13 protein-coding genes are annotated in these 12,910 nt (G+C 65.3%); 7 read left to right on the forward strand and 6 right to left on the reverse strand.

Translation table 11 applies throughout. The features are described from left to right. Nucleotides 1-46 precede the first annotated feature (46 nt). Complete coding sequence (locus tag ACQ4MJ_RS20720; RefSeq protein ID WP_431151441.1) at nt 47-604, forward strand: GNAT family N-acetyltransferase; 558 nt, start codon at nt 47-49, stop codon at nt 602-604. 28 nt (nt 605-632) lie between these two features. Beyond that, nucleotides 633-1,382: a hypothetical protein gene (locus tag ACQ4MJ_RS20725; protein WP_218301365.1), complete on the forward strand. Its 750-nt coding sequence runs from the start codon at nt 633-635 to the stop codon at nt 1,380-1,382. A 185-nt stretch (nt 1,383-1,567) separates the two neighbouring features. Here ACQ4MJ_RS20725 and ACQ4MJ_RS20730 read toward each other — a convergent pair whose 3' ends face one another. Continuing rightward, nucleotides 1,568-1,912: an antibiotic biosynthesis monooxygenase family protein gene (locus ACQ4MJ_RS20730; RefSeq protein WP_431151440.1), complete on the reverse strand. Its 345-nt coding sequence runs from the start codon at nt 1,910-1,912 to the stop codon at nt 1,568-1,570. Then, entirely contained in the window at nt 1,909-2,253 is a 345-nt protein-coding gene (locus ACQ4MJ_RS20735) for an NIPSNAP family protein (protein ID WP_431151439.1), read from the reverse strand. Before ACQ4MJ_RS20735 ends, ACQ4MJ_RS20730 begins: the two co-directional genes overlap by 4 nt. A 78-nt stretch (nt 2,254-2,331) precedes the next feature. Between ACQ4MJ_RS20735 and ACQ4MJ_RS20740 the strand changes: the two genes are divergently transcribed. The 5 genes from ACQ4MJ_RS20740 (at nt 2,332) to ACQ4MJ_RS20760 (ending at nt 10,003) form a co-directional block, all read left to right on the forward strand. Next, complete coding sequence (locus ACQ4MJ_RS20740; protein WP_431151438.1) at nt 2,332-3,057, forward strand: ArsR/SmtB family transcription factor; 726 nt, start codon at nt 2,332-2,334, stop codon at nt 3,055-3,057. Further along, entirely contained in the window at nt 3,057-3,380 is a 324-nt protein-coding gene (locus ACQ4MJ_RS20745) for a YnfA family protein (protein WP_431151437.1), read from the forward strand. The genes ACQ4MJ_RS20740 and ACQ4MJ_RS20745 overlap by 1 nt, the downstream gene beginning before the upstream one ends. A gap of 139 nt (nt 3,381-3,519) precedes the next feature. Further along, on the forward strand, nt 3,520-5,637 hold the full coding sequence (locus ACQ4MJ_RS20750; protein ID WP_431151436.1) for a hypothetical protein: 2,118 nt from the start codon (nt 3,520-3,522) through the stop codon (nt 5,635-5,637). A 65-nt stretch (nt 5,638-5,702) separates the two neighbouring features. After that, the gene (locus ACQ4MJ_RS20755; RefSeq protein WP_431151435.1) at nt 5,703-7,805 is read left to right on the forward strand and encodes a hypothetical protein; all 2,103 of its coding nucleotides are present in this window, start codon (nt 5,703-5,705) and stop codon (nt 7,803-7,805) included. Between the two features lie 323 nt (nt 7,806-8,128). Next, nucleotides 8,129-10,003, forward strand: coding sequence for a hypothetical protein (locus tag ACQ4MJ_RS20760; protein WP_431173671.1), 1,875 nt, complete (start codon nt 8,129-8,131; stop codon nt 10,001-10,003). Between the two features lie 51 nt (nt 10,004-10,054). Here the strand turns inward: ACQ4MJ_RS20760 and ACQ4MJ_RS20765 are convergent, their stop codons facing one another. From ACQ4MJ_RS20765 to ACQ4MJ_RS20780, 4 genes are all read right to left on the reverse strand, one after another. After that, entirely contained in the window at nt 10,055-11,641 is a 1,587-nt protein-coding gene (locus ACQ4MJ_RS20765; RefSeq protein WP_228897002.1) for an ABC transporter substrate-binding protein, read from the reverse strand. Nucleotides 11,642-11,810: 169 nt separating this feature from the next. Beyond that, on the reverse strand, nt 11,811-12,341 hold the full coding sequence (locus ACQ4MJ_RS20770) for a BON domain-containing protein (protein ID WP_431151433.1): 531 nt from the start codon (nt 12,339-12,341) through the stop codon (nt 11,811-11,813). 34 nt (nt 12,342-12,375) lie between these two features. After that, nucleotides 12,376-12,675, reverse strand: a complete 300-nt coding sequence (locus ACQ4MJ_RS20775; protein WP_431173672.1) for a GNAT family N-acetyltransferase — start codon at nt 12,673-12,675, stop codon at nt 12,376-12,378. Then, entirely contained in the window at nt 12,623-12,862 is a 240-nt protein-coding gene (locus tag ACQ4MJ_RS20780) for a hypothetical protein (protein WP_431151431.1), read from the reverse strand. The genes ACQ4MJ_RS20775 and ACQ4MJ_RS20780 overlap by 53 nt, the downstream gene beginning before the upstream one ends. Between the last annotated feature and the right edge of the window lie 48 nt (nt 12,863-12,910).

Genomic DNA, 12,910 nt, shown 5'->3' on the forward strand with positions numbered 1-12,910 from the left:
ATGCGCGGCTCGTCCTCTTGCAGACGCTTCCTGGTGAGAAAACCATATGCAGGCCCTCCATCCCACAAAACACCGCTTTCGTATTGAGCTGGTCGCCGAACACCAGCATGCATCACTGGTCGACCTGCTGTGCGAACTGCACGCCTTCTACAACCAAGGCGCCACACCCCCTCGGCAGGTGGTGATGGAGCATCTTCGCCAGAACCTCTTGGCGCCCGGCTCCGCCCAGCGTTTGCTGGTGGCTTCGCGCAGCGATGGCGTTGTGGTGGGCCTGGCGGCGTTCTCGCTGGTGTATTCGTTGGTCGAATTTGCAGAGGACCAGCGCAGACACTGCCAGCTCAAAGAGTTGTATGTAAGTTCGGCCGCAAGAAGCCAGGGCGCGGGCCGGGCGCTCATGCACGGGCTCGCCCGATATGCCATGGAACACGGCTGCCGCCGCATCGACTGGCCTGTGAAGGCTTCAAACGCCCGGGGGATCCTGTTCTACGAAAGCCTGGGTGCCGAGCGCGTGGCCGAACGGCTGAGCTACCGGCTCACGGAGCCCGCACTGGGCCGGCTGGTACTCGAAAGTGGATGTGCCGACGTGCGGTCTGCGCAGAGCTAAGCTGCACTGAACATCGGAGATCTCCACCTTGTTTCGCTCTTTCGTACTCCTGCTGTCCCTGCTGGGCAGCGCCGCCTTCGGCGGGTTGCTCATGGTATCGCTGCTGCAACCTACCTGGATTGAACACGGTGCGCGCGAGCTGATCCGCCAGCAGATCGAGCACAAGACGGGCGAAAAGCTCCGGGCCCTGGACGAACGCTTTCTGAGCGCCCAGGCGCGGGTCTTCTTGCGCGGCAAGGAGCAGGAGATCGACGCCGCGCGCAAGGCGCTGTCTGCGGGCCTGCCCGCCCGGGTCGCGGCCATTGCGGCCGAGATGGGGATTCCGGCGTGCGAGTGCCGCAAACGGCGGCAACAACGGCTGGAACTGCAGATTGGCACCGCACAGCAGATGCAGGCCCAGCTCGATGCGCTGATCCGCAGCGCCTACATGGACACGGCCGAAAAGCTGTTGCGCGAATTGCGCATCTTCAGCGGTGCCAATGCCCTGGCATTCGCCCTGCTGGGCCTGGCCGCATGGCGGCGACCCCACGGCGCCCGTGGGGTATCGCTGGTGCCGGCCACCGCAACCCTCCTTCTGGCCACGCTGGCAAGCAGCGCCATCTACCTTTGGGGCCAGAACTGGCTGCACACCGTCGTGTTCGGCAGCTACGTGGGCTGGGCGCAGCTGGCATACATCGCGCTGGTGTACGCGTGGCTGTGCGATCTGCTGTTGAACCGGGCGCGGGTCAGCCTGCACCTGTGCCAGGGCAGCATGAGTGGCGCTGTGTCCCCTTGCTGAAGGCTTGCCCCTCCTGCGGATCTCTCCCGTCTCCGCATCCGCCGCCGGTGGGTGCTGACCCGGCAGCAAATCTGGGTGGCAACCCCCTTTCTCCTGCGCTGGTGCAGACCACCACAGTTCGAAACGCGGCCATGGCGAGGCTTGCCCGGCAGCACGGCCGTCGTAGCCGGGAGCGCAGGCTCCCGTCAGGTGTGCACTGATCGTGAATCTGCGGGAGCCTGATTGCGGTCGTGCATGCCGTAGTCGCGCACCACGGCGGCGACGCGCAGGCGGTAGTTGTCGAAGATCCGCTCGCGGCCGGCTTTCTGCGTGGCGCGGTGGGCTTCCATCTGGCGCCATTGCGCCACTGCCTCCTCGTCACGCCAGAACGAAAGCGACAGCAGTTTGCAGGGAGCACTGAGGCTCTCGAACCGTTCGATAGAGATAAACCCGTCGATCTGCTCCAGCAAAGGCCGCAACGCAGCGGCAGCGCCCAGATAAGCGTCCTGCTGGCCCGGAGCGGGCTGTACCTCGAAAATGACGGCCATCATGCGCTGATCTCCAGTGGGTGTGCGGGCAGCTCCAGCGTGCCTTCCACGCCCTGCGTGAACGTGCGCTCCTCGCGCAGGATGAAGCGCTTTTCCTGCGCCATGGCGAAGTTGGCACGGCCTTCGGGGTCGGAGCGCAGGCGGGCGCGGTAGGCCTCGTAGGCAGCCAGCGACTCAAAGCCGATGAGCCCCCAGGCCTCGTAGTTGCTGCCCTCGTGCGGCAAAAAATAGCCGATCAGGTGGCCCCCGCAGCGCGGGATGATCTGGCCCCAGCGGCGCGCGTATTCGGCGAACAGCTCGCGCTGGAAGGGGTCGATGTCGTAGCGGATAAAGCAGGTGATCATGGTGTTCAGACGTCGTTGGTGGACAGGGCTTCACGATAGGCGGTTGACGTCCTTCGATGGTTCGCCCAAGATCGAACCATGAAAGATGGCCCCCACATCGCGCGCATTGCCGCGCTCATTGGCGACAGCGCGCGCGCCGAAGTCCTCACGGCCCTGATGGCCGACCGCGCACTCACGGCCACCGAACTGGCGGCGGTGGCAGGCGTGACCAAGCAGACCATCAGTGCCCACCTGGCCAAGCTGCTCGATGCGGGCCTGCTGACCGTCGAGCACCAGGGCCGCCACCGCTACTTCCGGCTGGCTGATCGCGATGTGGCGCACCTGCTGGAATCGCTCATGAACGTGGCCTTCCGCGCCGGTGCCGTGCGCCTGCGCGCAAGCCCCCGGGAGCCCGCGTTGCGCCGCGCGCGCATGTGCTACGACCACCTGGCCGGCGAAGTGGGCGTGCAGTTCTACGAAGCCCTGGTGCGCCAGGGGCTGCTGGACGCCACGCCCCAGGGTGCAGCGGTGACGCCCGCAGGCGCGCAGTGGTTTGCCCAGGTGGACATTGACACCACGGCACTGGCGCAGCAGCGGCGCATGCTGTGCCGCCCTTGCCTGGACTGGAGCGAGCGCCGCCACCATCTGGGCGGCGCGCTGGGCGCTGCGTTGCTGCAGCGCCTGTTCGACGGCGGATGGGCGCACCGGGCACAGGGCTCGCGCGTCGTGCACTTCACCGCCAGGGGCGAACTGGCGCTGCGCCAGTGGCTGGCAACCAGCCCAGAGGCACCACCCTCCACCGCCCTTCGCGGCCCCGAACAATGATGAAGACCTTGCTGCTCTTCATCGCCACCGCCCTGGCTGAAATCGTGGGTTGCTACCTGCCCTGGCTGTGGCTCAAACAGGGCAAGCCGATGTGGCTGCTGCTCCCTGCAGCGCTGAGCCTCGCCCTGTTCGCGTGGCTGCTCACTCTGCATGACACCACAGGCGCGGGGCGCGTGTATGCGGCCTATGGCGGGGTCTATGTCGGCGCGGCGCTGGCCTGGCTGTGGGTGGTCGATGGCATCCGGCCCACACCCTGGGATGTGGTGGGGGTGCTGGTGGCGCTGGCGGGCATGGCGATCATCATGCTGCAGCCCGCGCGCTAACGCCCGCGCACTCTGCGTGCCCGCAGTGCTCGGCGCTCACAGCTGGCACGCGCGTCACTGCAACTCCTGGTAACAACCTCCACATTTGCTACATCGGTGTTTTATAAGCAGTCATTTCTCAACTTTCACAAGACTGTCCATGCGCATTTCGACCGAGAAGGTTTCCTCTGCCCTCACTCGCCGCCACTTTGCCCTGTGGATGACGGCCTCTGGTTTGTCGGCCTGCGGCGGTGGCGGGGGAGAGGTCGCCCCCGCGCCAGCCCCACCGCCCGGTCCCGCGCCGGGGCCAGCCTCGCTCAGTTTGATGGCGGGCGCATTGGGCGGCTCAGGATTTTTGCCAGGCGTGTTGACCGATGCACGTTTGCCCCCAGTGATGGCCGGGCATGCCTTCAACAGCAAGGGCGATCTTTGGTTCGTTGGCAGGTACGGCCGTGAACAAAAAGCAGGAAGGATCACCGCAGAAGGTACGCTGTCGTACTTTGCGTTCAACCAACAGATGCCCGTCACTCTCGGGGTCGTTGATGCGCGAGACCGGTACGTGATCGCCCATGCTGCGTTGGACGATTCCGGCACTGTGGTTTCGTTCTTCGACAATGAAACGCTGGTGACGCTGGCAGGCCAACCCAACGCCACCACCATGCAGGATGGCAAAGGCCCCGCGGCGCAGATCCTCTGGTTCGGGAACCCGCTGCTGGCGGGCGATGGGCTGGTGTACTTTCTGGACCGCGATGCTGGCGCCGCCAACTACACGCTGCGAACTTTGGCCCCCGATGGAACCGTGGTTTCCTTGCTGCCGGTGCCCAATAACAGCCGCTTGATCGCCTCCCCCACTGGGGCAGTGCGCAGGTTTACCGATGATTTTCAGAACAACCGCGTGCAATGGGCGGAACTGGCGAGGGCCTCGTCAGGGCAATACTTCTGGGAAGTCCTGCCGAACAACTGGCGAAGTGTGGCCCACGCCGAACCCTTCGCGCCCGTCAAAGGCAGCAACGACATGTACTGGGGCTTTGACGCTGCGTTCAACACGATGGCCCACTACGCGCTGGATGGCACGCGTACGGACGTCTGGCAGCTGCCAGGGCGGGTGGATGCGGCGGTGTCCAACCCCCTCACCGGACACTTGGTGGCGCATGCGTGGCGGGGCCCTCTGGACCAATCCTCCCTCGAGAGCCCCGGCGTACTCTTGGTGCTGGACAGGGTGAAAACACCGACCGCTGTGCCGCAGCCCTGGGTCGGCCTGGCCGATCAGCGCGGGCACACGGACGGCCAGGGCGATGCAGCACGGTTTGATTTTGAACGCGGTGCTCGCGCCACCTCGGAAGCATCGGGCCCGCTGTATGTGGCAGTGGGGGCTCAGATCCCACTGCCCGGTACGCCGCCGCAGTCGGTCCCTACGCCGCTGCGTACCGTCACACCGGCAGGCCAGGTGACTTCAATGCCTGTCACATACCCATGGGGATACCAGCTGCTGTCCAGCGCGTACGGCTACCTCTTGGCCTACGACAAGGAAAACCAAACCCTGCTGCGCGCACCCAAGGCGGGGAGCACTGCCTGGGAGCCTTGGGTAAGGAGCGAATACTTTGGCGCAAACCCGGGGTTCTCAGGCATGTGCGCTCTGCGCGCCGACACCACAGGCCTGCTATGGTTTGCGACACGGACGCTGCCCATCACCCTGGATTGGCTACCTCCCGGTTCAGGAACTTCCCTGATCGGCACAATATCCCCCACGGGGCAAGTGCAGGTGGTGGTAGGCGATCCACAGCTCGTCCATACTGCCGCCAACTATCCCCCACTGGATCAGCGCCCCTGGTACATGGATGTGACAGATATGGCGTTCGAAGGAGGAAGCTCCCCAATCTCCTGGGTGCTGTGCAACCGGGCCATCTTGAGCACCGACAGGAAACTCTTGGGCTATGCACCAGAGCTGGTGCGCCTCGAAGGTGCCACGCGCCAGTCCTTCGCCCTGCCCTCCGCGAACGAGACCGACTACGCCTCCATGCACTACAACCAGCTGTGCGTTGTATCCGGCCGCCCGGGGGAGGTCTTCCTGTGCAGCGCATGCGGCGTGTACCGATGGACGGTAGCCAAGGGCCTGGAGTTGCTTGCTGGGCAGAACCAACCCACGCCAGCTGGCGTGCGCCTGGGCGCCCTGCCCACCAGCCTGAACGTGGTGAAGTTCATCAGCCCCGGCCCCGATGCCAACAGCCTGTACGTAGGCAGCGAAAACAGCGTACTGCGATTGGGTCTTCCCGGTTGAGACGGCATGCGCGCGCATCCGCCTCTGGATGAAGGCGCCCCTTGTTCAAACTTCGGAAACTGTTCATGAAACAACCCAGCGAGACCGTTGCCTCCGCCCTCACCAGGCGCCACTTTGCGCTTTGGATGACGGCTTCCGGCCTGACCGCCTGCGGCGGGGGTGGAAGTGGGGAAGCCCCCGCACCGGCGCCTGCGCCCTCGGCGCCCGGCCCCTCTTCAGTCAGCCTGCTGGCGGGCGGACTGGGGGGAAGCGGGTTCCTTGCAGGCACTGGCACGCAGGCCCGCCTGCCCTGGAAGTTGATCGGTCCGGCCTTCACCAGCCAAGGCCACCTGTGGTTCACCGGCGAGCACCTTGATGTGCAGCGGATCGGCAAGGTTTCCCCGGACGGGGCGCTCACCTACCGCACTCCCGAGACAGAGCTGCCGGCCTTCGTGACGGGTGGTGTGGTGGACGTGCAAGATCGCTATTTGGTCGCGATCCCCGTTGCAGGCTTGGGCCCTGTTCGAGTCATCTGTACGGTGCAAGGCGACTCGCTGGAGATCTTGGCGGGCCTAGCGACAGATCCCACCCAGCCTGATGTCATGCAGGATGGAAAAGGGCGATCGGCCCGGATCTGCCAGTTCGACTCCCCCGTTCTGGCCGGGGACGGGATGGTGTACTTCCTCGACAGGACCTTTTTGGGTCCGCACGAGATGCTGCGCACGCTGGCGCCGGACGGTACGGTGACGTCCCTCCTTCCGGCGCCCGTTGGCAGCCGGCTGGTCTTGTCTCCTACCGGGGCAGTGCGCAAGTTCATCGACGTCGCAGGCCACGTGGAATGGGCCGAACTGGCCAACACGGCGCCAGGCGGCTATGCATGGAACGTCCTGCCCAGCAACTGGCCCAGCGGCAGCGCCGTACCCTTGGCGCCTGTCAAAGGCAGTGCCGACAGGTACTGGGGTTACGACGCTGCCGCAAAAACCGTGGCGCATTACGCGCTGGACGGTACGCGGCAGAACGCCCGGCAGCTCCCGGGCGCACCGGAAGCGGCAGCGGCCAATCCCGCCACCGGCCAAATCGCACTGAGCATTCGCCGTGATCTGCCAGGCGCGCCGCTCTTTCCCGCAGAGCTGTACCTGCTAGACCCTTCCCCGGCGCCCACGGCGCCGCTGTCGGCGTGGGTCGGGCTGCCGGATCAGTTGGGCCATGCGGATGGCGTGGGTGACGCTGCCCGCTTTGACTTCACCGGAGGCGCCCACGCCGTCTCTGAAGGGTCTGGGCCGCTGTTCGTGGCAGTGGGCGCGGGCACGACCTACGGCGGCGCTGCACCGCCCGTGCGCACCGTGGCGCCGTCCGGCCAAGTGGCCTCCACCGCATTGCCCTACCGGCGCACCGGCCTGCTGGCCATCGCCTACGGCTATCTTTTGACTTACGACCGCTCCACCAATACGGTGCTACGCACGCCCAAGAACGGTAGCGGCACGGTGTGGGAACCGTGGGTGCAAAGCAGCGTTTTTGCGGGGTACGGGGGGCTGCAGGTGCTTCGACCGGACACCACGGGCTTGCTGTGGTTTGCCACCCGCACACTGCCCGCGGGCGGTGGCGGCGGCAGCAACCCGACCGGCGAAGGCACGTCCCTGATCGGGACCATCAGCGCCACCGGTCAGGTGCAGGTGCTGTTGGGTGACCCGCAGCAGGTCTACTCCGCGGCCAACTATCCGCCGCTGGCCCAGCGTCCCTGGTACCTGGACATCACCGATATCGCCTTCGAGGGCACGGCGTCCCCGGTGTCATGGGTGCTATGCAACCGCACGGTGCTGACCTCCCAGGGCGAGTTCGAGCGTTATGCGCCCGAACTGGTGCGGCTGGAAGGCGCCACGCGCCAAGCGTTTGCGCTGCCCGGGTTGGACACCCAGCGGCGCGAGTTGATGCCCTACCAGCAGCTGTGCGTACTGCCCAGTCGGCCGGGCCAGGTGTTCCTGTCCGGCCCCTGCGGCGTGTACCGCTGGACCGTCGCCAAGGACCTGGAGCTGGTGGCCGGGCAGGCCGACCCGACGCCCGGCGGCGTGCGCCTGGGCTCCTTGCCCGCCAGCCTGAACCTGGTGAAGTTCATCAGCCCAGGCCCGGATGCCAACAGCCTGTACGTGGGCAGCGAAAACAGCGTGCTGCGGCTCGGATTGCCTGGTTAGCACCCCGCATGAGCGGGGCATTTCTCGATGCATCTGTCCCGCAGACAAACCACCCTTCGCAACGCAGACCGAGGAAACTGTTCATGAGCGCTTCCGACTCTTCCCCCGCCAGCCCCCTCACCCGACGACACTTTGCCCTTTGGATGACCGCTTCGGGTCTGACGGCGTGCGGCGGGGGTGGGAGCGGTGAAGCCACCGCGCCAGCGCCAGCGCCTGCGCCTGCGCCGGCGCCAAGTCCGGCATCTCTTAGCCTGACGGCGGGCGCGTTGGGCGGGACCGGCTTCCTGGCTGGCACCGGACCCGATGCACGCCTGCCGCCTACGATGACGGGACACGCGTTCAGCAGCCGAGGAGAACTGTGGTTCCTCGGCTATGGGAGTTATGAGTCCGAGGATCGCATGGTTGGCAAAGTGTCACCTCAAGGGACGGTGTCGTACGCTCCGCCGACAATCCGAGCCAGCAGCGGGCTTTTTGACGCCCAGGATCGCTACTTGGCAGGGCAGAACCAGAACGACCCTGGCGTGGTCGTGGCGTACCTGGATGGTGAAAACGTTGTCCCGTTGGCCGGCCAGTACAACGTCACCACGATGCAGGACGGCAGAGGATCTGCAGCCCGGATCGTGCAGTTCATGAGCCCCGTGCAGGGCAGCGATGGGCTGGTGTATTTTTTGGACGAACCTGCCTTCGATTCCAACGCGCAGACCATGCTTCGCACGATGGCGCCCGACGGAACAGTCACCACCCTCATCCCAACGCCGACCAACTCTGTGCTGATCCTTTCCCCCGCCGGCGCGGTCCGTCGGTTCCGGCGCGAGCACCCGAGCAACATTGTGGAGTGGGCGGAGCTCGTGCAATCCGCCTCGGGTGAAGTCTCGTGGAGCGTCCTGCCCCACAACTGGCCCGGCAATGTTGTTCCACTTGCGCCCGTGAAGGACGGCGGCGGTCGCTACTGGGGCACGGACCCGGCCACTGCGAACGTGGCTCAATATGGCCTGGACGGAACCCGTGAACAAGGCTGGGAGCTTCCAGGGCGCGTAAGGGCTGCCGCAGCCAACGCTGTCGACGGGAGACTGGCCGTCAGTGTTGCCGGCGGTTTGAGTACCGGCACTTTTTCTGGGGATGCGCTCTTTCTGCTGGACCCGGTGAAGCTCCCCGCATCTGTGCCGACGCACTGGGTGGGTTTGCAAGAGCAACCCGGGCAAACCGACGGCACCTCGGGCTCGGCCCGCTTCAATTTCATCGAAGGTGTGGATGCGTATACCGACGCGGCCGGTGTATTGCATACGGTGAGCGCACAACAGCATGTCCCGAGCGCACCTGTGCGCACGGTGAGCAGCACAGGGCGGGTGCTTTCGCTGCCACTGGAACGCCCGGCCGCCTACCGGCATCTGGCCGAAGCGTACGGGTACCTGCTGACCTACGACCCCGTCGCCGACACTGTGCTGCGTTCGCCCAAAAGCGGGTCCAGCAACGCCTGGGAACCGTGGGTCCGTAGCAGCGTCTTCGACCACTATCCACCCGTGCAGCACTCCCCGTTGGCCGGCCTGCAGGTGTTGCGGACCGACACGACCGGCCAGCTCTGGTTCGCCACGCGAGTGGTTCCGCTCTCGGTCGTGCCGGAGATTCCTCCGGCTTCAGGCGTTTCCGTGATCGGCACGATCAGCGCCACCGGGCAGCTGCAGGTCGTGGTGGGCGACCCTGAGCAGGTCCACTCCTCTGCCAACTACCCGCCCCTGGACCAGCGCCCGTGGCACATGGACGTGACAGACATCGCATTCGAAGGCGGCAGTTCGCCCGTTTCCTGGGTGCTGTGCAACCGTACCGTCGCGACCTCGGAAGGAAAACTGGTGCGTTACGTGCCCGAGCTGGTCCGACTGGAAGGGGCGACGCGCCAGTCCTTTGCGCTGCCGCCTGTCAAAGTGACCCGCCCCAACTCTCCCCCCTACCAGCAGCTGTGCGTCCTGCCCAGTCGCCCCGGCCAGGTATTCCTGTCCAGCCCTTGCGGCGTGTACCGCTGGACAGTGGCCAAGGGCCTGGAGCTGGTGGCAGGGCAGGCCGATCCCACGCCCGGCGGCGTGCGCCTGGGTGCGTTGCCCGCGAGCCTGAACCTGGTGAAGTTCATCAGCCCCGGCCCGGACGCCAACAGCCTCTACGTGGGCAGCGAGAACAGCGTGCTGCGGCTGAATCTGCCGGCTTGAAGGTGCCACGAAGGCCGTCCGTGGCTGGAGGGCCTTTCGTGTCCCTGCCCGTCAATTCACCTTGATCAGCCGCCAGTCAATCCGGTTGTCCGGCCGCTGCACCAGCTCCACGTTTTTCTTCATCGCCCAGGCCAGCATCTGGTTGTGCAGGGGGATGTGTGCCACGGTGTCGTTCTGCAGCTGCAGGCCTTCGGTGAGCAAGCGGTTTCGCACGGGCAGGTCGGTTTCGGTCTTCACACGGTCGACGATGTAGTCCATGCGTTCATTGGTGTAGCGGCCCAGGTTGTAGTTGCCGTCGCCGCCCGTGGTCTTGGTGCGGACGAGTGATTGCAGGGTGTACAGCGCATCGAAGGTGGGCACGCCCCAGCTGAGCAGCGCAATGCTGGCCTCGTGCCGCTGTGCCATGGGGTAATAGGTGACCGCTGGCAGCGTGCGCAGCTTGGCCTTAACGCCGATGCGCGACCACATGGAGGTGATCGCCTGGCACAGCTCTTCGTCCTGCACGATGGCGTTGTTGCTGCAGGCAAAGTCCACCTCGAAGCCGTCTTTGTAGCCTGCCTCGGCCAGCGAGGCCTTCGCGGCATTGGCGTCAAAGGGCAGGCGCTTGTCCACGGCTTCCGTCCAGCCATTGACCAGCGGCGACACGATGGCTCCGGTGGGTTTGGACATGCCGCGCATGGTCACGCGCTGCAGCGTGGCGCTGTCGATAGCCTGGTAGAGCGCCTTGCGCACGCGCAGGTCCTTGAGCGGGTTCTTGCCCTTGATGTTGCTGCCCACCAGCTCTTCGCGGAACTGGTCCATGGCGAGGTACACGGTGCGGTTCTCCACCATCTCCATGACCTTGAGGGCGGGGTTGGCCTTGATGCGGGCCAGGTCCTGGATGCTGGTGTCGCGCACCATGTCCACTTCGCCCGACAGCAGTGCGGCGATGCGCGTGGCTTCGGACTTGATGGGGGTGTAGGTGATCTCCGTGACGTTGCCTTCGGCCTTGCCTGCATTCCACCAGTGGGGGTTGGCCGTGAACACGATCTTCTGGTCGGGCACCCATTCCTTGAGCACGAAGGGCCCGGTGCCCATGGCATTGCGGTGCGAATAGGTTTCGTCCTTGGCCTTGATGTCCTTGGGCTCGACCGAGTTGTTCTTCTCGGCCCAGGCCTTGCTCATCACGCGCAGCTCGGTGAGCTGGTTCAGGATCACCGGGTTGGGGTTCTTCAGGAAGATGTCAATGGTCTCGCCGTCTACCTTGGCGATGCGGTCCATGCCCTGGGTGTAGATGGAGTACGTGGAGGTCTTGCTCATCGCGCGCTGCAGCGAATAAACCACGTCATCGGCCGTCATGGCCGAGCCGTCGCTGAACTTCACCCCCTGTCGCAGCTTCACGCGCAGCTGCGTGGGGCTGACCTGCTGCCACGAGGTGGCCAGCAGCGGCTCGACCTTGAGCGTGCGGCTGTTGAACATCACCAGCGACTCATACACAGCCGCATGGATGCCATTGCCCAGGGCGCTGTTTTGCGAATGGATGTCCATGGTCTGGATGTCGCTGGAGCCTGCCCACTTGAACGGTTTTGCCGACGCGGTGGGAGCAACGGTTGCCAGGGCCAGGGTAGCGGCCGCAAGCAGGGAACGCTTGAATTGCATGGCGAAATTTCCTTGATGAAATAGGAGAAACGGCAATATGCAGCAGGAAACAGGCCAGCCCAAGCCCCCACGCGCCATGTGTGGCACCGGCGATGCAAGCCTCGTGTCGGGACCGATTGCGCGCCGGGTGCGGCTGGGATAAAAGGGCCGTGGCAGGCCGGTGCACCGGCTACGGCACTGACCGCACCGGGTAGCGCACGCCATCGCGCTCAACGCCCACCTGCAGCAGGTTGATGACACCCATCACGTCGTCCACCAGCCACACGGCTTTCTCCAGCGCTTCGGACTGCGCCTGCGACTGCACACAGCCCTTGAGCGTGACCAGCCGCCGCTCGCCCAGAACCCACACACTGGTGTCGTCAAAACGGCCATCCTGCTGGATGTAGCGCTGCACGCGCGGAATGATCTCGGCGTCGTACAGGTAGGAGTTGGGCAACCGGCAGCGCCCCACACGGTGGCAACTACCGCCGTGCTGCGAGCGCACATGGGCCAGCTCGCGGACCTCGGCCTCGGTGTAGAGCGGGCCTTCGGGCACGGGGCAAGCCGGGATGGCGCTGGTGACCTGCACAAAGGGGTCGTTGAAGGCATTGGTGCGCGGGGCGGGGTTGCCAGCCACCTGGGCAGTGGTCAGGAATGGGGCCATGGCGACGGCCACCAACAACGCCATGACGAACCGGCGGAACACACAAACACGGCGCATGAATCGTTCCTTCCTGAAGATGGTCACAGCGCGGCTACAGCACGATCTGGTACCGCGCAAACTCTCTGCTGCCTTTGCGCACACAGTCGTTCAGGGTAAAACCAAAGCCCTCATACAGCCTTCGCAGCGGTTGCCGGTCGGCCACGCAGTCCAGCCGCAGATAGCGCAGGCCCAGGCTGCCTGCGTGCTGGCACCCAAATGCCAGCAGTGCCGTAGATACCCCCTGCCCCGCCCAAGCACGCCGCACGGCCAGCTTGTGCAAGAACGCGGAGGTGCCCGGTTCAGCGTCCGGCCAGAAGACTGGGTCTTCGCGCTGGAAGCGCACCACACCCACCCACTACCGCTTCGCTCGCTTTGGCGACCACATACAACCCGCCATCCACATCGCGCTGCACGCTGTCATCTGTGAAATCAGACACGAGCCAGAGCGGAATTTTTTGATCGACCAACCACTGCGCGGCCTCGCGCAACACGGCAGCAATGGCAACGGCGTCTGACGGGCGGGCGATTTCGGTGCGCATACAAAAGCGGTGTTGGCCTGCAGACAGGGTGAAGCTGCACAAGATGAT

It is taken from the genome of Acidovorax facilis, assembly GCF_050626955.1.
Taxonomy (GTDB): domain Bacteria; phylum Pseudomonadota; class Gammaproteobacteria; order Burkholderiales; family Burkholderiaceae_C; genus Acidovorax; species Acidovorax facilis.

Coding starts and splice junctions, on each gene's coding strand:
- ACQ4MJ_RS20780 (WP_431151431.1), bottom strand. CDS start 12,862: ATGCGCACCGAAATCGCCCGCCCGTCAGACGCCGTTGCCATTGCTGCC.
- ACQ4MJ_RS20730 (WP_431151440.1), bottom strand. CDS start 1,912: ATGATGGCCGTCATTTTCGAGGTACAGCCCGCTCCGGGCCAGCAGGAC.
- ACQ4MJ_RS20750 (WP_431151436.1), top strand. CDS start 3,520: ATGCGCATTTCGACCGAGAAGGTTTCCTCTGCCCTCACTCGCCGCCAC.
- ACQ4MJ_RS20740 (WP_431151438.1), top strand. CDS start 2,332: ATGAAAGATGGCCCCCACATCGCGCGCATTGCCGCGCTCATTGGCGAC.
- ACQ4MJ_RS20765 (WP_228897002.1), bottom strand. CDS start 11,641: ATGCAATTCAAGCGTTCCCTGCTTGCGGCCGCTACCCTGGCCCTGGCA.
- ACQ4MJ_RS20735 (WP_431151439.1), bottom strand. CDS start 2,253: ATGATCACCTGCTTTATCCGCTACGACATCGACCCCTTCCAGCGCGAG.
- ACQ4MJ_RS20755 (WP_431151435.1), top strand. CDS start 5,703: ATGAAACAACCCAGCGAGACCGTTGCCTCCGCCCTCACCAGGCGCCAC.
- ACQ4MJ_RS20720 (WP_431151441.1), top strand. CDS start 47: ATGCAGGCCCTCCATCCCACAAAACACCGCTTTCGTATTGAGCTGGTC.
- ACQ4MJ_RS20760 (WP_431173671.1), top strand. CDS start 8,129: ATGACGGGACACGCGTTCAGCAGCCGAGGAGAACTGTGGTTCCTCGGC.
- ACQ4MJ_RS20770 (WP_431151433.1), bottom strand. CDS start 12,341: ATGCGCCGTGTTTGTGTGTTCCGCCGGTTCGTCATGGCGTTGTTGGTG.
- ACQ4MJ_RS20745 (WP_431151437.1), top strand. CDS start 3,057: ATGAAGACCTTGCTGCTCTTCATCGCCACCGCCCTGGCTGAAATCGTG.